The organism is Mesorhizobium cantuariense (assembly GCF_042647205.1).
GTDB lineage: Bacteria > Pseudomonadota > Alphaproteobacteria > Rhizobiales > Rhizobiaceae > Mesorhizobium > Mesorhizobium cantuariense.
This window is the reverse complement of the sequence record NZ_JBHRVD010000001.1, coordinates 2,273,957-2,291,826: the sequence shown is the minus strand read 5'-3', so window position 1 is coordinate 2,291,826 and position 17,870 is coordinate 2,273,957. Positions and strand designations below refer to the sequence as shown.

At 63.0% G+C, this 17,870-nt stretch carries 18 protein-coding genes; 8 read left to right on the top strand and 10 right to left on the bottom strand.

The genetic code is table 11. The annotated features are described in order from the left end of the window. Positions 1-10: 10 nt before the first annotated feature. From ACFOJ9_RS10550 to ACFOJ9_RS10530, 5 genes are all read right to left on the bottom strand, one after another. Positions 11-448: a hypothetical protein gene (locus tag ACFOJ9_RS10550; RefSeq protein ID WP_378978822.1), complete on the bottom strand. Its 438-nt coding sequence runs from the start codon at positions 446-448 to the stop codon at positions 11-13. A 188-nt stretch (positions 449-636) separates the two neighbouring features. Continuing rightward, on the bottom strand, positions 637-2,070 hold the full coding sequence (locus ACFOJ9_RS10545) for an ATP-binding protein (protein ID WP_378978821.1): 1,434 nt from the start codon (positions 2,068-2,070) through the stop codon (positions 637-639). Then, complete coding sequence (locus tag ACFOJ9_RS10540; protein WP_023812809.1) at positions 2,054-2,719, bottom strand: response regulator transcription factor; 666 nt, start codon at positions 2,717-2,719, stop codon at positions 2,054-2,056. The genes ACFOJ9_RS10545 and ACFOJ9_RS10540 overlap by 17 nt, the downstream gene beginning before the upstream one ends. Positions 2,720-2,810: 91 nt before the next feature. Then, positions 2,811-3,110 (bottom strand): hypothetical protein, encoded by a 300-nt coding sequence (locus tag ACFOJ9_RS10535; RefSeq protein WP_378978820.1) that lies wholly within the window; start codon positions 3,108-3,110, stop codon positions 2,811-2,813. 172 nt (positions 3,111-3,282) lie between these two features. Beyond that, positions 3,283-3,690, bottom strand: coding sequence for a DUF3168 domain-containing protein (locus ACFOJ9_RS10530; RefSeq protein ID WP_378978819.1), 408 nt, complete (start codon positions 3,688-3,690; stop codon positions 3,283-3,285). A gap of 343 nt (positions 3,691-4,033) precedes the next feature. On the opposite strand from ACFOJ9_RS10530, the gene ACFOJ9_RS10525 reads away from it, so the two are divergent. Together ACFOJ9_RS10525 and ACFOJ9_RS10520 are read left to right on the top strand one after the other, a co-directional pair. Next, positions 4,034-4,822: a 2-keto-4-pentenoate hydratase gene (locus tag ACFOJ9_RS10525; protein ID WP_378978818.1), complete on the top strand. Its 789-nt coding sequence runs from the start codon at positions 4,034-4,036 to the stop codon at positions 4,820-4,822. Between the two features lie 388 nt (positions 4,823-5,210). After that, a complete protein-coding gene (locus ACFOJ9_RS10520) occupies positions 5,211-6,275 on the top strand; it encodes a glycosyltransferase family 2 protein (RefSeq protein ID WP_378978817.1) in 1,065 nt (354 codons plus the stop codon). A 90-nt stretch (positions 6,276-6,365) separates the two neighbouring features. Here ACFOJ9_RS10520 and ACFOJ9_RS10515 read toward each other — a convergent pair whose 3' ends face one another. The 5 genes from ACFOJ9_RS10515 to ACFOJ9_RS10495 form a co-directional block, all read right to left on the bottom strand. Further along, positions 6,366-7,172 (bottom strand): ABC transporter permease, encoded by an 807-nt coding sequence (locus tag ACFOJ9_RS10515; RefSeq protein ID WP_378978816.1) that lies wholly within the window; start codon positions 7,170-7,172, stop codon positions 6,366-6,368. After that, the gene (locus tag ACFOJ9_RS10510) at positions 7,172-8,005 is read right to left on the bottom strand and encodes an ABC transporter permease (RefSeq protein ID WP_378978815.1); all 834 of its coding nucleotides are present in this window, start codon (positions 8,003-8,005) and stop codon (positions 7,172-7,174) included. Before ACFOJ9_RS10510 ends, ACFOJ9_RS10515 begins: the two co-directional genes overlap by 1 nt. Positions 8,006-8,030: 25 nt before the next feature. Beyond that, positions 8,031-9,146 carry an ABC transporter substrate-binding protein gene (locus ACFOJ9_RS10505; RefSeq protein WP_378978814.1) on the bottom strand — a complete coding sequence of 372 codons (1,116 nt, stop codon included), beginning with the start codon at positions 9,144-9,146 and terminating at the stop codon, positions 8,031-8,033. A gap of 67 nt (positions 9,147-9,213) precedes the next feature. Beyond that, complete coding sequence (locus tag ACFOJ9_RS10500; RefSeq protein ID WP_378978813.1) at positions 9,214-10,308, bottom strand: ABC transporter ATP-binding protein; 1,095 nt, start codon at positions 10,306-10,308, stop codon at positions 9,214-9,216. Between the two features lie 263 nt (positions 10,309-10,571). Beyond that, entirely contained in the window at positions 10,572-11,456 is an 885-nt protein-coding gene (locus ACFOJ9_RS10495) for a LysR substrate-binding domain-containing protein (RefSeq protein ID WP_378978812.1), read from the bottom strand. A gap of 84 nt (positions 11,457-11,540) precedes the next feature. Between ACFOJ9_RS10495 and ACFOJ9_RS10490 the strand changes: the two genes are divergently transcribed. From ACFOJ9_RS10490 to ACFOJ9_RS10465, 6 genes are all read left to right on the top strand, one after another. Then, a complete protein-coding gene (locus ACFOJ9_RS10490; RefSeq protein WP_378978811.1) occupies positions 11,541-13,136 on the top strand; it encodes an amidohydrolase in 1,596 nt (531 codons plus the stop codon). 28 nt (positions 13,137-13,164) lie between these two features. Beyond that, positions 13,165-14,097, top strand: a complete 933-nt coding sequence (locus ACFOJ9_RS10485; RefSeq protein WP_378978810.1) for a dimethylarginine dimethylaminohydrolase family protein — start codon at positions 13,165-13,167, stop codon at positions 14,095-14,097. Between the two features lie 162 nt (positions 14,098-14,259). Then, the gene (locus ACFOJ9_RS10480; protein ID WP_378978809.1) at positions 14,260-14,877 is read left to right on the top strand and encodes a cupin domain-containing protein; all 618 of its coding nucleotides are present in this window, start codon (positions 14,260-14,262) and stop codon (positions 14,875-14,877) included. 141 nt (positions 14,878-15,018) lie between these two features. Beyond that, positions 15,019-15,960, top strand: coding sequence for an ABC transporter substrate-binding protein (locus ACFOJ9_RS10475; protein ID WP_378978808.1), 942 nt, complete (start codon positions 15,019-15,021; stop codon positions 15,958-15,960). A gap of 93 nt (positions 15,961-16,053) precedes the next feature. Further along, positions 16,054-16,854: an ATP-binding cassette domain-containing protein gene (locus ACFOJ9_RS10470; protein ID WP_378978807.1), complete on the top strand. Its 801-nt coding sequence runs from the start codon at positions 16,054-16,056 to the stop codon at positions 16,852-16,854. Beyond that, positions 16,851-17,870, top strand: a complete 1,020-nt coding sequence (locus tag ACFOJ9_RS10465) for an ABC transporter permease (RefSeq protein WP_378978806.1) — start codon at positions 16,851-16,853, stop codon at positions 17,868-17,870. The genes ACFOJ9_RS10470 and ACFOJ9_RS10465 overlap by 4 nt, the downstream gene beginning before the upstream one ends.

Below are 17,870 nucleotides of genomic sequence, written 5' to 3'. Positions count from 1 at the left end.
CAGACGACCGTCAGGTCAGCGGCGTCCAGCTGCCGTCGGCGTTTCGGCAAGCAGTTCCACGCGCCGTGACCCCGGCCCCACCGGTGAACACCGTCTGGGTATACTGGCGGCAGTCCTGCGAACCGACGCGATAGGGCTGTGCCGGAACCACCTCGCCGTAGCGCGAAGCCTGGGCTCCCTTCCACGTTACTTTCTGGCCACTGGCCGTGTATTCGAGCGCCTTGTATTCAGCCTCGAGCGCGCTGCGCTTCTCGGTCTCGCTGAGGCCGGTGCCGACCGACCCACCGATGAGGCCGCCGCCCATCGCCGAAATGATCGTCGTGGTGACCTTGCCGCCGGAAGGAGGCGTCGAGGCCGGTGTCGGCGCGACGGTTGGACCCTTGCCGCTCAAGGTGGTGCAGCCGGAAACGGCCAGAAGTGCGGAAACAAGCGCGACGCGAATCTTCATGCCAACAACCGGTTTTCTTGAGTTGGAGCCTGTTATGGATGCGCCGGGGGCCGCGTCATCGGAGAAGTCAGCGTGGCCATAGTGTTGATATTTGTCGGAAATTTGGCCGCTGCCGACCACTGCGGGACCAATCGACATGCCGCCAATAACATCCCACGTCGCTCGATCTCGATTGGCCCTGGTAAGCATTATTGAAGGCTCCGCAATCGCACCACCGCCTTCAATCCGCCCATGCCGGACCGTTCGAGCGCCAGGACGCCTCCATACTCGTTGACGAGGTCGGCGACAATGGCCAGCCCCAGACCTGTTCCCGGCTTTGTCTCGTCCAGACGCCGTCCGCGCTTCAGCGCCTCGCGCGCCTTGTCCTCGGGAATGCCCGGGCCGTCATCCTCGATGCCGATCTCGAACAGGCCGGCCGGATCGTCCTTGCCGGTCAAAGGCACGACCGAGACCAACACCGAACTCTTGGCCCATTTCATCGCGTTTTCGAGAAGATTGCCCAACAATTCCTCAAGGTCCTCGCGCTCGCCGGCAAAGACGATCTCCGTCGCCGGCAGCGACAGCGACAGGTTTGTCTGCGGATTGAGCTTCTGCAGAACCCGCACCATGCGCTGCACCAGCGGCGTCACCGGCGTGCGGTAGACGACACTGTCGCGTTGCGCCGCGACGCGGGCGCGCTGCAGATAGTGCTCGACCTGCTTCTGCATGGAAGCGGCCTGTTCGGCTATCAGCTGTCCCTTGGCGCCGCCAAGCGCGCGGCCCTCGTTCAGCAGCACGGCGAGCGGCGTCTTCAGCGAATGGGCGAGATTGCCGACCTGGGTTCGCGACCGCTCGACGATGCGCCTGTTGTTTTCGATCAACGCATTGGTTTCGTTGGCGAGCGGTTCGATCTCGGCCGGGAACCGGCCGTCGAGCCTCTGGGCGGTGCCTTCGCGCACCATGGCAAGCGCGTTCCTGACACGGCGCAGCGGCTGCAGGCCGAGCAGGATGGCGATGGCATTGATGGCGATCATGCCGACGCCGAACAGGCTGAGATAGGTCAGCAGGCGGCGCTGGAAGATGGAGATTTCCTGTTCGAGTTCGCTCTGGTTGCCCATGACGCGGAAACGCGCGGCGCGGTTCTTGGCATCGAGAACGAATTCGCTCTCGAACACTTCGAGTTGCTCGCCGTCGATGCCTTCGGCTGCATAGCTACGCTGGAAGCTGGAATTGAAAGGCACCTCGGCGACACTTGGCGACGGGATCGTCGTGGTCATCGACGACGAGTGGAGATCGCCATGCACGCCTTCCGAAGCGGGCTCCACCGACCAGTACCAGCCGGAATTCGGCTCCGAGAACCGGAGGTCGCCGAGGTCGGGCGCGCCGGTCAGCGCACCGTTGTCGGAAATACCGATGGAGCCGATCAGGTTGAACAGATGCGCCGAAAGCAGGCTGTCGAAGCCACGCTCACTGGCCTGGCGGTAGAGGGTGGTGATCAGGGTGAAGATGACAACGAGCGTCACGATCGCCCAGACCGTGGAAAAGGCGATGACGCGGAACGTCAGCGAACGCGGCCACAAACGCAGCGAAAGCGGCGTCCTTGCGGTTGGTTTGAGCGGTTCCGAGTTACGCCTCCGGCTCACGCATGCGGTAGCCCATGCCGCGCACGGTTTCGATCATGTCGATGCCCATCTTCTTGCGCAGCCGCCCGACAAAGACCTCGATGGTGTTGGAATCGCGGTCGAAATCCTGGTCGTAGAGATGCTCGACCAGTTCAGTCCGCGAGACGACCTCGCCCATATGGTGCATCAGATAGGCAAGCAGGCGGAATTCGTGCGACGTCAGTTTCAGCGGCACGCCGTCGACATCGGCCTTGGAGGCCTTGGTGTCGAGGCGCAGCGGCCCGCAGGTCAGTTCGGACGACGCATGGCCGGCAGCGCGCCGGATCAGGGCCCGTAGCCTCGCCAGAACCTCCTCGATGTGGAACGGCTTGGTGACATAGTCGTCGGCGCCGGCATCGATGCCGGAGACCTTGTCGCTCCAGCGGTCGCGCGCCGTCAGGATCAACACCGGCATCTTGCGGCCGCCGCGGCGCCAGCGCTCGACCACGCTGATGCCGTCCATCTGCGGCAGGCCGATGTCGAGCACGACGGCGTCGTAGGGCTCGGTGTCGCCGAGGAAATGGCCTTCCTCGCCGTCGAAGGCGCGGTCTACGACATAGCCGGCATCGACCAGCGCATCCGATATCTGCCGATTGAGATCCTTGTCATCTTCGACGACGAGTACGCGCATGCGGAGTTCGATACCTGTTGAAGAGCTATGGTCAGATATAGGCCGATTCCGGCGGCCTGGGAAACGGAGGTCTGTAAGATGGAAGATTGGGTCAGTTCAGCGGAACGACGATCTCGGAGCGACGCGGACGCTGTCCGTCCTTGCCCGGCACGAGCACGACGATGACGCAGACAGGCTGGCCGCCGCGTGTCGATTGCGAGGCCTTGGCCAGCGTTCCGCCATTCTGTTCGGCCACCTGCTGGCCGATCGCGTAGCAATCGGACGCCGCCAGCAGGATCGGGCTGGCCTGGTCGGGCGCGACGACCGGCATCGCCATTGCCTGCGACGCAAACAGCCCGGCAGCACAGAGCGCCACTGTCGCGGTTCGGAAGTGGGAGCGAAGCGTTTTCATGGTCGGCGTTGTAACGCATCGGTGCTGAACGTGAAATGAACGGTGAACGCCGCTGAAAACATCCTCGCCACACCCCTGAAACGCGAGACAACCGATCGGGATTTCGCCGCCCAACCAGGCGAAATCCGGGAAACGCCAGTCTAGACCCCGTTTCGACCATATTGAAAGCACATCAGGCATTTTCCTGCGTTATCGCGCGAAAGCGCAGCAGTCCGTGATGGACGAGGAGGTCCTCGTCATGACGGGCCTCGGCGAATTCAAGCACGAGGCGTGTCTGTCCGCGTGGGCCGATGACCAGTACCGCGTCGGCGAGGCGCGCCTTTATGCTGTCCATGATCGCATGCGTCTCGGCGTCGCCATGGGCTTTCGACCAGACATGCAGCGTGACCAGCTGATCGGCATCATTCTGGACGCCAGTGTCCCAATCGAAGGCACTTGTCTGGCCGCAAGTCACGTTGGGAAAGGCGGCATTGTCGGCTGGCTGTTCGAGCAATCCGGCGCCACCGAGCAGCGCCGACAGCGATGCATCGCTTCTCAATCTCTGGAACAATGCCTGCTGCAAATCGCCGGACGCGGTCATCGTTTCTTCCTCCCTGTCGCGGCCTTGCGGATCATTGCCACGCCAGAACCGCCGCTTAGGCGTATCCGGCTTCTGCCCGGCTTAGCCAATCAGCGGGCGCCGCGCAGCCTAACGATGAAGCTGCGAAGCGCAAGCACTCAACTACCCTGATGATGACGGCACTGCGGCCTGACAGAGCTAGGCCAGCCATGATTGGCAAGCGGGGCATGAATGTGGACACTCGGTTCCTGGTCACCTAACCTTGCCGCATATGGGCGGGTCCACATGACGGAATGTTTCTTGCCGGCTTTTGATCCACGAAGCGGTGGGCAGCGAGCGTCTCTTTTGATTTCCGGGGCTGATGATGCTTGATCCAGAAAAGGCCAGGGCTGCGTCGCAGTTGTTGGTAAGCCATTGGGACAGGGGCACCCGTCTCGACGCCATACCCCAGGAGTTACGGCCACAAACGCGGAGCGAAGGTTATGCCATCCAGTCGCATGTGATGGATCGCTCAGTGGCTCCGCTTTTCGGCTGGAAGATTGCTGCAACCAGTCTGGCCGGACAAAGGCACATCAACGTCGACGGTCCGATGGCCGGGCGTCTCCTGGCCGAAAAAGCGGTCGAGGTTGGCGGTGCCGTGTCCCTGGCGACGAGCAAGATGCGCGTGGCCGAGATCGAATTCGCTTTCCGTTTCGGCCGCCAGTTGCCGGCGCGTCCGGCACCCTACGAGATCGCCGAGGTGATGGATGCCGTGGCCACCTTGCACCCGGCGATCGAAATTCCGGACTCACGGTATGACGATTTCTGCGCCGTCGGGGCGCCGCAGCTCATAGCGGACAACGCCTGTGCCAATCTGTTTGTCATCGGCGACGCTGTGGAAGACGATTGGCGCGATGTGGACCTTGCGAAGCACCCGGTGGTCGCTTTCGTTTCAGGAAAGTCGCAGCATCAGGGAACCGGAGCAGCCGTGTTGGGCGATCCTCGCATCGCGCTCACATGGATCGTCAACGAACTGTCGGGCCTGGGCATAGCACTGCAGCCGGGACAGGTGGTGATAACCGGCACCTGCGTGACGCCGATAAGCGTCGAGGCCGGCGACGAAGTCACTGGCGATTTGGGCAGGTTTGGCCGCGTCTCTGTGCGGTTTGTCTAGTTCACCCGACATTACCTGGCCACGCGTCCGCACGTCAGTTTCCGGATAGCGGGCTTGTTCCGGCCGCATTCGAAGGGCAACATCGGACATGCCTTCAAAGCGTCCGCTTCGGTTCCACTGTGACCGAACGCGACACCATTTCCGTCGCGCTTGGTCTATGGCCGGGAGCGTCGGAGCTTTTGCTGGCCGGCGACACACTTGACCCAATCGGCCACCGCGATCCTCGAAGGCGATGGCGGCTTTGCATGAAGTCGCGAAAGAGAAACGTGATCCGTCTCCCGACGAAAGGCGGAGGCTTTCCTTGGGAAACTCGCGGAGCGAGCTTGAAGAGGAGGCAGCCCACGAGCGGATTTTGCCGAAACCAAAGCAAGATGCGAGGTCGAATGCGATGCATATCCCCCACAAAATCCCGGTTTCCATCATTATTCCGAACTACAATTACGCGCGTTTCCTTGAGCGTAGCATCGACAGCGCCCTGGAACAGGACCACGACGATGTCGAAGTCATCGTCGTGGACGATGCATCGCAGGACAATTCCACGACCATCATGGAATCCTACGGCGACAGGATCCTCGCTTGTCCGCGACGAAAGAATGGCGGGCATGCGGCCGCTTTCAACACCGGCTTTGCCGCGAGCTCGGGCAGCATCATCCTCTTCCTCGACGCCGACGATTATCTTTATCCGGAAGCCGTCTCCACAATCGTCGACACCTGGGACGCAGCAACCGCCCAGGTGCAATCCAGACTGCACATTGTCGATGACCGGCAACGCATCAAGGACGTCTTTCCGCGGCCGGAACTGCCCTTCGACAGCGGCGATGTCATGCCGAAACTGCTACACAAGGGGCGCTACCAGACGACCGTGACCAGCGGGCTGGCCTTTGACCGGACGACCCTGGAATCGATCATGCCGATTCCGGAACCGGATTTCCGCCAGGGCGCCGACGGCTATCTTGCGACGCTGGCGCCGCTCTATGGCCACGTCCAGTCCATCGATGAATGTGTCGGCGCTTACTGTATCCACGGCGCCAACCATTCGGTTTTCGGTGAAAAGCTCGCCGAGCGGGCACGCTGGCGGGTAGAGCACGATTTCCACCGCATGGAGGCGCTGTCGGACCAGGCATCGCAGGCCGGCCTGACCGTCGTGCCGGCAGACGTTGTTCGCCATGATCCGGTCCACCTGGAAGAACGGCTGGCGTCGCTGTGCGCGGACAGGCACCGGCACCCCGTGGCCGACGATTCCCGGCTGGGGCTCGCCGCGGCGGGCGCTGTCGCCAGCCTCGAAATGACGGCGTCCCTGCGCCGTCGCGCCGTGCTTGCCGCCTGGTTCCTGTCGGTCGGCATGCTGCCGCGGCAAATGGCCATGACGGTACTGTCGTGGAAGCTCGACGCATCGTCCCGGCCGACATTCCTTGCCCGCCTGTCCAGGACAATCCGCCGCGCGATGGGGTAGCCCGAAGCCCTCGTGGGCGAGATGTCCGGCGGAACGGGAGGGGAGCGCCGTCCCCGAAGGTCAAGCGGGCCTGCGTTACACTTTGCCTTCTCACTGCGCCCCGCGCTGCCTTGCCAAGAAACTGCGCATCGCCAGCACCAGCACCGTGATGATGATCAGGATCACCGACAGAGCCGCGATCGCCGGGTCGATGTTGTCGCGCAGGCCCATCCACATCAGCCTGGGCAGTGTGATGGCGTTGACCGAGGTGATGAACAGGGTGACGCCGATTTCTTCCCAGGACAGCACGAACGACAGCAACGCCGCGGTGATGATGCCGAACTTAATGTTGGGCATGATGATGCGGGTGGCGCGCTCCCAGACAGTTGCACCAAGGCCTCGCGCGGCAAGGTCGATGCGGCGGTCGAGCTGGCTGAGCGAGACCAGCATCAGCACCGTGGCGAAGGGCACCGTCATCACCGAATGAGCCATGACGACACCAAGCCAGGTGTCATAGCCGAAGAACGAGCTGAAACCCGAGATCGAGGTCAACAGGAAGTAGAGCGTGATCGCCGAGACCACAGGCGGCACCACCATCGGCAGCAGCACGAAGCCGACAAGGGCCGCGGTGAATCGCGGCTGAAACATCCACACGCCGAGGCTGAAGCAGAGCGCCAGCACGGTGGAAAAGGCGCTGCTGACAATGCCGATCCTGATGCTGAGCAGGATCGATTGGAGCCAGCGCGGATCCTCGATCAGCGCCCGGTAATGGCGCAGCGACAGTTCGCCGGATGGCATCGCCAGCATGCGGCTCGGTGTCAGCGACACCGGGATGACGGCGAGCAACGGCATCAGCAGGAACAGCGCCACGAAGGCGGCGATGATCAGCGAGACAGGACCGGGGCGATAGGTCGGCATCAGATCAACTGCTTCGGTCTGACATAGCGGAACAAAAGCGCCATCAGCGCGCCGACGAACAGCACCAGCACGACGCTGATCGCAGCACCCAGACCCCAGTCCGGACTCTGGAAGATCCTGAGATAGATCAGCTCGGCAATCATGACGCTGCGGCCGCCGCCGAGGATCGCCGGCGTGACGAAGAAGCCGAGCGAGAAGACGAACACGATCATCGCCGCGCCGATAATGCCGGAGCGCGTCATCGGCACGAACACCGTCCAGAAGGTGCGCATGCGGCTGGAACCGAGCCCGCGCGCCGCCAGCAGCACACGGTCGTCGAGGCTGCGCATGGCCGATGCCAGCGGGAAGACGGCGAACGGAATAAGGAAATGCGTCATGCCGACGATGACGCCGAATTCGTTGCGCACCAGCGCCAGCGGTTCGGAAATGAAGCCGATCGCCTGCAGCCAGGTGTTGACCAGGCCGCGATTGGACAGCAGCGCCACCCAGCCGAAGGCACGGGTCAGCACGGAAATCCAGAAGGGAACGAGAATGCAGAACTCGGCGATCAGGCGCTGTGCCGGGGTGCCGCGCACCCAGACGACGGTGATGGCGTAGGCAGCGGCCACCGAAACCACGGTGACGACCGCCGCGATGCGCAGCGTGCGGATGAACACCGACTGTACCAGATCGTCGGTGAGCAGCGCCTCATACTGGCCGAGCCCCGGCGTCGGCAGCGTAAAGCTCCATTTGACGACGCCAAGGAACGGCCAGGCATAGGCCAGGACAAGAAACAGGAGCAGCGGCGCCATCAACAGCGCCGCGCCCATCCTGTCGGAGAGATAGGATCTCATTTCGACCCGACTATCCCGGCCCTGGTCAGGCCGAGATGATCTTGGTGTATTCGTCGAGCGCCGGCCCGTAATTCTTGGCGTACCAGTCCATGTCGAGCGCGATCTGCTTCTTCATGTTCTCGGGATCGACCGGGTTGATGCGCTTCTTGTCGGCGGGGATCAGCGCGTCGGCGGCCGGGTTTGCAGGACCCTGGCCAAGCTTGTCGAACATGACCAGCTGCTTTTGCGGATCCTGGGCGCTGGCGATGAACTTCATCGCCGCGTCCTTGCCGCCGGGGTTGCCCTTGAGCACGGCGAGCGCACCGGGCGAGATCAGGCCCTGGTCCCAGATGAACTTGACCTTGCCGCCCGAGTCCTGCTCGATCAGCGAGGCGCGCGTCGACCAGACGATCGCCATCGAGGCCTCGCCATTGAGCAGCACGCTCTGGCTTTCGGCGCCGCCGCCCCAATAGGCAACGACGTTCTCCTTGAAGGCGGCGATCTTGTCATGCGCGCGCTTCAGGTCGAGCGGATAGAGCGAGGCCGGCGCGATGCCGTCGGCCAGCAGTGCGGCCTCCCAGCTCGACACGCCCCATTTGTAGAGCGAGCGCTTGCCGGGGAATTTCTTCACGTCGAAGAAATCGGCCATGCCGGTCGGCGCGTCCTTGCCATACTTCTCGGAGTCGTAAGCGATGACATAGGAGAAGAAATAGGTCGAGGCGGCGTATTCCCAGCCAAAGCCCTCGCGCATCTTCTTCTTGTCGACGATCGCATAGTCGATCGGCTCGAGAGCCCCTTGGGCGCCGAGCGTGATGGCCGAGAACGGGTCGACGTCGACGAGGTCCCAGGTCGGCGCGCCGCTCTTGAACTGCGCGGCGATGGCGCCTTCGGTCGGACCCGAACCGTCCATCTTGACGGTGATGCCGGTTTCCTTGGTGAAGGCTTGGCCGTAGGCGGCATCGTAAGCCGTGATGGCGTCGCCGCCCCAGTTGACCAGCACCAGTTCCTTGGCCTGCGCAAAGGCACCGGTTGAGCGCAGCAGCATCGGTGTGCCGGCCAGCACGAGTGCCGCCAGCTGCGTGAATTGCCGGCGCGAGATCTCGCCGCGACCTGCCCTGGCGGACAGGTTCTCGATGGCTTGTTTCTTGGTGTCATGTGTCATGTCAGTTCCCCTTTTTTTGTCATTGATAGTACCGGAAAGCGGTAAGCGCGTGTCTCCACACCGTTCGTCATTGTCCTCCACGCGGAAGGAGGAAACCCTTTTCCGCCGGCCAGGTGAGCCAGACGGAATTGCCCTTGCTAAGGGCGGCGGCGGCCACCTCGTTGGGCACCGAGACCGTGACCTTGGCGCCTTGCCGTGTCGTCAGGTCAAGCCGCGTTGCCGCGCCGAGATAGGTGGAGTTTGTCGCTGTCGCAGCGATGCCGTTTTCGCCGGCTGCCGCTTCGCCTGATATCGACATGTATTCAGGCCGGATCGCCAGGATTGCATCTCCGCGCACCGCCTCGGCCTTGCAGCGCATGGAGACCGTGCGGTCTTCGCAGAGGCCGGTCGAGCCATTGTCGGCGGGCTCGACGCCCTTCAGCGGCAACATGTTGATCTCGCCGAGGAACTCGGCGACGAAGCGGTTGTCCGGCCGGTCGTAGACCTCGTCGGGCGCTCCGACCTGCAGCAGTTTGCCATGGTTGAAGATGGCGACGCGCGACGACAGCGCCAGTGCCTCGCTCTGGTCATGGGTGACGAAGACGAAGGTGGTGCCGGTCTCCTGGTGCAGCCGCTTCATCTCGGCCTGCATCTGGCCGCGCAGGCCCTTGTCGAGCGCGGAGAACGGCTCATCGAGCAACAGAACGCCCGGTTCGAACACCAGCGCGCGCGCCAGCGCCACGCGCTGCTGCTGACCGCCTGACAGCTGCGCCGGCAGTTTTTTCTCGTGGCCCTTGAGGCCTACGCGCTCGATCATCTCGCCGACACGGCGCTTGATGTCGGCGGTCGATTTCTTGCGCACCTTGAGTGGAAAGGCGATGTTGGCTTCGACGCTCATATGCGGGAACAGCGCGTAGCCCTGGAACACCATGCCGGCGGCGCGCTGCTCGGCCGGCCGGTCGGTGATGTCGACGCCGTCGCTGAACAGCCGGCCTTCGGTCGGCTGCACGAAGCCGGCAAGGATCATCAGGAAGGTGGTCTTGCCCGAACCGGATGGCCCGAGCAGGGTCAGGAACTCGCCACGGCCGATATCGAGCGACAGATTGTCCAGCGCACGGAACGAGCCGAAGCTCTTGCCGATCCCGATTGCCTTGATCTCTGCGGCACGGCCGGGTTGCTGCATACTGCCCTTTCCCTAACGCTTGTCGAAATCGTAGGCAGGGTGCCGGCTCACCGCAACCGAATAGTTTTCGCGTGATCGGCAAATTTGATTCACGTCTGGGAGTTAATCTCCCCCCTTGAGGGGGAGATGTCGCCGAAGGCGACAGAGGGGGTCGTCTCGCGTGAAGCGCCAACTTCCTCTTTCTTTGAAAAGTCAGACAAGGCCGAGCCCAGTCGAAGCGACCCCCTCTGGCCTGCCGGCCATCTCCCCCTCGAGGGGGGAGATCAGCTGACCTCCGAGAGTTTCGACCGCAGCCATCCTGCGAACGCTTCCAGCACTGGATGCGAAGCCTTGGCGTGTTCGGAGACCAGGAAATAGGAGCGCGGCGACTTGATCGCGATGTCGAACGGCCTGACCAGCCGGCCCTCGCTCAGCGCCCGGCGGCTGGTCAATTCGTCGCCCATGGCGATGCCCTGGCCGGCAATCGCCGCCGAAAAGACCAGGTTCATGTCCGAAAAGAAGATGCCGCCCTCCGGATCAGGGTTCTCGACCTTCGATAGCGCCAGCCAGCGCGCCCAATCCTCGGTGTCGCCAAGATGCAGGAGGTTGGCGCGCAAAACATCGACTGGCTTCGAGAATCCACCAACCTTGTTGAGCAGCGTCGGACTGCACAACGGCGTGAACGAAATCTCGCACAGAAGCTCGACCGCCCGGTTCGGCCAGTTGCCTACACCAAAGGCGATGAAGGCATCGGCCTCGGCATTGCTTACATCGTCGAGCCGCCGCGGCGTCAGGATGCGCAGCGCGACATCGGGGTACATCTGCCGGAACTCGCCGATATGGGTGCACAGGAACAACGAGGCGAAGCCCGGCGTGCAGCTGACGCTGAACGAGCCGCCAACGCCGGTGCCGGCATGGCGCGTCACAGCGTCGCCCAGCACCGTCAACGCCTTGCGTACGTCACTCGCGTAGCGCTGGCCGCGCGGCGTCAGCGCCACGCCCTTGCCGATGCGTTCGAGCAGGTCGAAGCCGAGGTCGCGCTCGAGCAGGCGAAGCTGGTGGCTGACAGCGCTGCGGGTCAGGTGCAACTCATCGGCGGCGCGCCAGACGCTGCCGTGGCGGGCAAAGCTGTCGAGCGCGCGCAGCGCTTGTGTCGATGGTATGCGCAAGAAGCCTCAGGTGAACCGAATTTGCACGAACCGGGAAAACATATCACTTTTTGGCGAGCCGCTTCACTGCTTTCTTCTCCGGCCATGGAGAAAGCGGCCACCACCTCCGCGCAAGCAACCGCGCTTGCCTGCCTCGACGGCATCCAGCCGTTGCTGTCGGCGTGGACGCGCACCATTTTCGACTTCGGCGAGACCGCATGGCGCGAGTATCAATCCGCCGCCTGGTACGTGGAGCGGCTGAAGCGCGAAGGCTTCTCCGTCGAAGAAGGTTCCGGCGGCATGCCTACCGCCTTCTGTGCTCATTGGACCAACGGTCCCGGCCCGACCATCGGCATGTACGCCGAATACGACGCGGTACCGGGCAATTGCCAGGATGCTGCGACGGTCAAGCGTCCGCGCCCAGGCCTCTCCGAACATGCCGGTGGTCATACCGACCCGCATTCCGGGCTGGGCATTTCGAGCCTCGGCGGGCTGCTGGCGACCAAAGCGGCTATGCAGCGCCACGGCATATCAGGCACGCTGCGCTTCACCGGCGAGCCGGCGGAAAAGGTGCGCGGGTCAAAGCCGATCCATGCCGCCAAGGGCTATTATGACGGCCTTGCCGGCATGATCTCCTTCCATCCCTTCTACATGCTGCCGCTCTGCAACACGGCGCGCTGGGACACGCATTGCGGCGCGGCTTACGCGATGATCTATCGCTTCATCTGCGACCAACCGGAACGCTGGGCGCGGGCGGCGGGTGCAGCACCCATTCCGCAAGCGCATTCGGCGGCGCGCGCGCCCGGCGCCAACGACGCGCTGTTGATGATGTACATGGCCTCCAAGGCTCTGCGTGATTCCATGCTGCCGCATCAGGGCGGCTGGTCAATCAGCGAGGCGATCCTCACCGCCGGTCAGGCGACCGCCGACAATTTGCCGGCGGGGCTGACCGAGATCCAGTACATGATCCGCGTGCCTACGCTGGCGATGGCCGAGCAGGTCACCGCGGTGCTCGATCGCAATGCCGAGGCGGCAGCAGCGATGAGTGGTTGCCGCACCGAGCGGCATTGGGTGTCGAAGTCACGACCGGGACTTGCCAACCATGCCATGGCCGAGATCGCCTATGAAGCGCTGTCGACCGTCGGGCCGCCGCGCTGGGACGAGGACGCCAAGGCAGTCGCGCGCGAGATCCAGGTGAATGCCGGGCGCATGGCGAGCGACGAGCCGTTCATCGACGAGCTTGAGCGGCTGATCGAACCACAGGCGGCGGAAGCGATCCTGCGCCGCGATCTGCCGCCCTCGCAGGTCAATTCGACCTCCGACGATTACACCGACATGAGCTGGCATACGCCGACGGCGCGCTTCTATGTCGCCCGCCCGGCGCTGCGTTCGGAGACCGGCTATCCCTATCCAGCCTGGGTGATGAACGCGCTGGGCGGCATTCCCGCCACCATCGACCCGATGGTGGCCTGCGCCTCCCGCACGATCGCGCTCGCCGCGCTCCGCCTGCTGGAAGACCAGACCGCCCGCGATGCGGCGATGAATGAATTCGTCGCCCGCACCGGCGGCGGAATCGGCGGCTCGAACTGGATCGCGCCGCTCTGCGACTACGAGCCGCCTATCCATTTTCGCTGGCCTGAATATGTCACCACCCCGCGCGGACGCGATTGGTGGATACCGAGCATTCCCCAAGCCAAATGACCGCCGATCTGATCACGAGGAGAACCCCATGACCGTTCATGACCGCATTGTCGCCGAGCCGTTTTCGCTGCAGCGCCGCAACCCGGCCGGCGGCACCAAGCCGCTGACCGCCTGGGGCTTCGCCAACGAGACCGACGTCCTGACCGACGTCCTGCTCGGCTCGCCCAATTTCCTGCGTCATCTGTCGACCAGTTCGCTGTCGCGAAAGCATCTGCGCGAGGCGCCCTGCAACGTCCAGATCGCGCAGGCGCAGCACAAGGACCTAGTCGCCGCCTACGAGCATTTCGGCGTCAACATCCACTGGCATGAGCCGGCGCCGGAACTGCCGATGCAGGTCTATTCCCGTGATTCCAGCGTCATGACGCCCTATGGCGCCTTCATCACCGCAATGGCCAACTGGTGGCGGCGCGGCGAGAACTACGCCGCAATCCGCACCTACGAAAAACTCGGCATCCCTATCTACGACATGGTCACGGCGGGTACGTTCGAGGGCGGCGACTTCAACGTCATCGAGGATGGCGTCGTGCTGATCGGCTGCGGCGGCGCCCGTACGCAGGAGGAAGGTGCCCGCCAGGTGCAGGCCTGGTTCGACAAGGAAGGTTGGGAAACCCGCATCGCCTTCATCGACGAGTACTATGTCCATATCGACCTGATGGTGGTGCCGATCGCCGAAAAACTGACCGCCGTCTGCCTCGCCTGCACCGAACCCGGCATCGTCGACTGGCTGAAGGGCAAAGGCCACGAAATCATCGACGTGCCGTTCCAGGACACGATGGCGCTCGGCTGCAACTTCATGTCGCTCGGCAAGGACCGGGTGATCGCGCCGACCTCCAGCCAGACGCTGATCGGCCAGCTCAAGGCGCGCGGTTTCGAGGTCGCGGCCGTCGATATGAGCGAGATTTCGAAGACTGGTGGCGGCATCCACTGCATGGCACAGGCACTGAAGCGCGAACCGGCCTGAGGGGCGAAGCCCATTCGCGAGTATTGAATTGCGGGCGCGGCGCTTGCCATGGACGGGTTCTTGATTCCGATCCAGCGCATTCCTCCATTTTTCACAGGATGGACAACGCCCAGGATCGGTTTTACGAGTCAGCCCAACCAGCGGAGATGTTCGCGCGCCCCAATGAACAAGATCGATACCCACAACAACAAGGGAAGCGACGAGCGCTCGGCCGCCACCAGCCTTTTGCGGCTCGGCACAAGGTTGAAGCTCTCGCGGCAGACTCACGGCCTGACCTTGAAGGCGCTCGCTGCCGCCGCCAACTGCTCTGAAAGCCTGCTTTCCAAGGTCGAGAACGGCAAGGTCTCGCCCTCGCTTCCCATGCTTCACCGGCTTGTCGAGGTGCTTGGCACGAATATTGGCTGGATGTTTGAGGAGTCCGATGGCGAGGAAGGCATCGTCTTTCGAGCCGGATCGCGGCCGCTGATCGCGCTCGATCCGCTTCGGCGCGGCGAAGGTATTTCGCTCGAGCGTGTCATACCGTATTCGCCCGGCCATCTCCTGCAGTGCAACATCCATCATATCGAGGCGGGCGGTGAGAGCGCCGGCCCGATCCAGCATGCCGGCGAGGAAGTCGGCTATCTCCTGGAAGGCGCGATCGAATTGATGGTCGGCGAAAAAACGTTTCGCCTGTCCGCCGGTGATTCCTTCGTCTTCAACTCTGAACTGCCGCACTGGTACCGCAATGTCGGCAATGAACGTGCCAGCATTTTCTGGGTGAACACCCCGGCAACATTCTGATCCGGCGCATCCCCATTTCCTTTCGTTGGCGCTAATTCAAGTCACTTGACAAGAAATCAAGTATCTTGAATTATACCCCTGCGCTCAGGCGCCAGGTGAGCCCGATCAAGGGCCTTTTCCGCAAAACCAAGGGGAACCGGAATGCGTCTTACCAAGATCCTTTCAGGCTGCGCCGCAGCCGTCGCCATGACCCTCGCCCTCGGCTCCGCCTCCGCAATGGCCGAGACCTATGCGCTCGTCACCATCAACCAGCAGGCGCTCTTTTTCAACCAGATCAATGACGGTGCAACGGCGGCTGCAAAGGCTGCCGGCGTCGACCTCGTCATCTTCAACGCCAACAATGTACCGAGCGCGCAGAATGACGCGATCGAGAACTACATCACCCAGAAGGTCGACGGCATCATTCTTGTCGCCATCGATGTCAACGGTGTGAAGCCGGCGATCACCGCGGCCAAGGCCGCGGGCATTCCGGTCATCGCCATCGATGCGCAGATCCCGAATGGCGACAACGTCGCTTTCGTCGGCGTCGACAACACCAAGGCCGGCGAGGATATCGGCAAGTTCTACGCCGAATACGTCAAGACAAAGCTGAACGGCACCGCCAAGATCGGCGTCGTCGGCGCGCTCAATTCGTTCATCCAGAACCAGCGCCTCGACGGCTTCAAGAAGGCCGTTACCGACAGCGGCCAGAAGGTCACCTTCCTCGACACGGTCGACGGCCAGAACGTGCAGGACGTAGCCCTGTCCGCCTCCGAGAACCTTATGACCGCCAATGCCGACATGACGACGCTTTATGCGACCGGCGAGCCGGCTCTGCTCGGCGCGGTTTCCGCCGTCACCAGCCAGGGTCGCACCGGCGACGTCAAGGTGTTCGGCTGGGATCTGACCAAGTCGGCTGTGCAAGGTCTCGAAGAGGGCTGGGTGATCGCCGTCGTCCAGCAGGACCCGGCTGGTGAAGGCAAGGCCGCTATCGAAGCCTTCGGCAAGCTCAAGAAGGGTGAGAAGATCGATCCGATCATCAATGTTCCAATCACCATCGTGACCAAGGAAAATGTCGACCAGTTCAAGGACATGTTCAAGTAGTATCCTCCCCAGACCGCCGGGCCGCGCAATGATCTGATGGTCGTCTGCACGGCCCGGCGACCGATTGAACTTGTTGCCTTCAGAACTGGAACCATGATGAGCGATGGCGAGACCTACCGCGTCAGGATGACCGGTATTTCCAAACGGTACGGCCCTATCCAGACGCTGGACGATGTTTCGCTGAACCTGAAGCCTGGCGAGGTGCTCGGCTTGGTCGGCGATAATGGCGCCGGCAAATCCACCCTGAGCAAGGTTCTGTCCGGTGCGGTCATTCCGGATTCCGGCAGCATCGAGATCGACGGCGAGGCTGTCTTTTTTTCCTCACCGGCCGATGCCCGCGCCGCACGTGTGGAGATGGTCTATCAGGACCTTTCGCTCTGCGACACGGTGGATGTGGCAGGCAATCTGTTCCTCGGCCGCGAGCCGCGCCGCCGCGTTCTCGGCGTCCCCTTTCTTGACAACAAGCGCATGCATGACCAGACGCGTGAGATGCTCGAGCGGCTCGGCATCGTCATCACCGATACCAGGCTGAAGGTCGAAAACCTCTCCGGTGGGCAGCGCCAGTCGATTGCCATCGGCCGCGCCGCCTCCTTCGATCCGTCGGTGCTGATCATGGACGAACCGACGGCGGCCCTTGCTGTGGCGGAGGTCGAGGCGGTTCTGGAGCTCATCCGAGCCGTCAGCGCCCGCGGCGTGGGCGTCATCCTCATCACCCATCGGCTGCAGGATCTGTTCCTGGTCTGCGACCGCATCCAGGTCATGTATGAGGGCCGCAATGTTGCCGAACGCAAGATCGGGGACACCAGCATCGAAGAGGTCGTCAACCTCATAGTCGGCCGTAAATTCACGGCGCGTTCCGCCCGCGCCAGCCGTGATGAGGCAGCGCAGCCATGAACGTGACGTCATCGCCTAAGGATATCAGCGCCTCTCCGCCCAAACGCGCCCACAACGGCACATGGAAGGATGTGGCGACAGCCAATGGCAGTGTCGTCTCGATTGCGCTGTTCTTCCTCGTCGTATGCGTGGTCTTCTCGCTGACCACCGGCTCCTTCCTAACGACACCCAATCTGCTCAACATCGTGCGCCAGTCGGCGCCGCTGCTGATCGTGGCGGCAGCCATGACCTTCGTCATCACCACTGGCGGCATCGACCTTTCGGTCGGATCCGTGCTGGCGCTGACGGCGACGCTGTCGGCTGTCTTGCTACAGTCCGGCCTGCCGTGGCCGCTCGTCGTCCTGGCCATGCTGGCGCTCGGCGCGGCGATCGGTGCTTTGCAGGGCTTCTTCATCGCCTATGAGCGGATACCGGCCTTCATTGTCACACTTGCCGGGCTGTCCATCATCCGCGGCGTGGCGTTGCTGATCACCGGCGGCTATTCGATCCCGGTTGAGCCGACCAGCTTCTTCGTCAACATCGGCAGGGCCTGGTTTCTCGGTGTGCCGGTACCGGCACTGCTCGCCCTTGTCGTCCTGATAGTCGCCTATCTCGCGTTCAACCAGACCCCGTTCGGCCGCTATGTCACCGGCATCGGGGCCAATGCTGAAGCCGTGCGCCGCGCCGGTGTGGATACGCGCTTCATGACGTTGTTCGTCTATGTCCTGTCGGGCACGGCGGCGGCAGTGGCCGGCATTGTTCTTGCCGCCCGGCTCGGTTCCGGCTCGTCGAATTCCGGCCAGGGTTTCGAGCTCGATGTCATTGCCGCCGTGGTGCTTGGCGGCACCAGCCTGTTCGGCGGGCGCGGCACGATCATCGGCACCGTGCTCGGCGCGTTGACCGTTGCGGTTATCGGCAACGGCCTGATCCTGGCGCACATGTCGCCCTTCCTGACGCCGATCGTCACCGGCACAATCATCCTCGTTGCCATCTGGCTGAATTTCCGCCTGTTCAAGGGCGCAACGCGGAGCCGCTGA

What these genes read in the sequence shown, in the direction of transcription:
- ACFOJ9_RS10480 (WP_378978809.1), top strand. Translation starts at nt 14,260, where the DNA reads ATGAACAAGATCGATACCCACAACAACAAGGGAAGCGACGAGCGCTCG.
- ACFOJ9_RS10510 (WP_378978815.1), bottom strand. Translation starts at nt 8,005, where the DNA reads ATGAGATCCTATCTCTCCGACAGGATGGGCGCGGCGCTGTTGATGGCG.
- ACFOJ9_RS10490 (WP_378978811.1), top strand. Translation starts at nt 11,541, where the DNA reads ATGGAGAAAGCGGCCACCACCTCCGCGCAAGCAACCGCGCTTGCCTGC.
- ACFOJ9_RS10540 (WP_023812809.1), bottom strand. Translation starts at nt 2,719, where the DNA reads ATGCGCGTACTCGTCGTCGAAGATGACAAGGATCTCAATCGGCAGATA.
- ACFOJ9_RS10505 (WP_378978814.1), bottom strand. Translation starts at nt 9,146, where the DNA reads ATGACACATGACACCAAGAAACAAGCCATCGAGAACCTGTCCGCCAGG.
- ACFOJ9_RS10525 (WP_378978818.1), top strand. Translation starts at nt 4,034, where the DNA reads ATGCTTGATCCAGAAAAGGCCAGGGCTGCGTCGCAGTTGTTGGTAAGC.
- ACFOJ9_RS10500 (WP_378978813.1), bottom strand. Translation starts at nt 10,308, where the DNA reads ATGCAGCAACCCGGCCGTGCCGCAGAGATCAAGGCAATCGGGATCGGC.
- ACFOJ9_RS10485 (WP_378978810.1), top strand. Translation starts at nt 13,165, where the DNA reads ATGACCGTTCATGACCGCATTGTCGCCGAGCCGTTTTCGCTGCAGCGC.
- ACFOJ9_RS10465 (WP_378978806.1), top strand. Translation starts at nt 16,851, where the DNA reads ATGAACGTGACGTCATCGCCTAAGGATATCAGCGCCTCTCCGCCCAAA.
- ACFOJ9_RS10535 (WP_378978820.1), bottom strand. Translation starts at nt 3,110, where the DNA reads ATGAAAACGCTTCGCTCCCACTTCCGAACCGCGACAGTGGCGCTCTGT.
- ACFOJ9_RS10515 (WP_378978816.1), bottom strand. Translation starts at nt 7,172, where the DNA reads ATGCCGACCTATCGCCCCGGTCCTGTCTCGCTGATCATCGCCGCCTTC.
- ACFOJ9_RS10520 (WP_378978817.1), top strand. Translation starts at nt 5,211, where the DNA reads ATGCATATCCCCCACAAAATCCCGGTTTCCATCATTATTCCGAACTAC.
- ACFOJ9_RS10475 (WP_378978808.1), top strand. Translation starts at nt 15,019, where the DNA reads ATGCGTCTTACCAAGATCCTTTCAGGCTGCGCCGCAGCCGTCGCCATG.
- ACFOJ9_RS10470 (WP_378978807.1), top strand. Translation starts at nt 16,054, where the DNA reads ATGATGAGCGATGGCGAGACCTACCGCGTCAGGATGACCGGTATTTCC.
- ACFOJ9_RS10550 (WP_378978822.1), bottom strand. Translation starts at nt 448, where the DNA reads ATGAAGATTCGCGTCGCGCTTGTTTCCGCACTTCTGGCCGTTTCCGGC.
- ACFOJ9_RS10530 (WP_378978819.1), bottom strand. Translation starts at nt 3,690, where the DNA reads ATGACCGCGTCCGGCGATTTGCAGCAGGCATTGTTCCAGAGATTGAGA.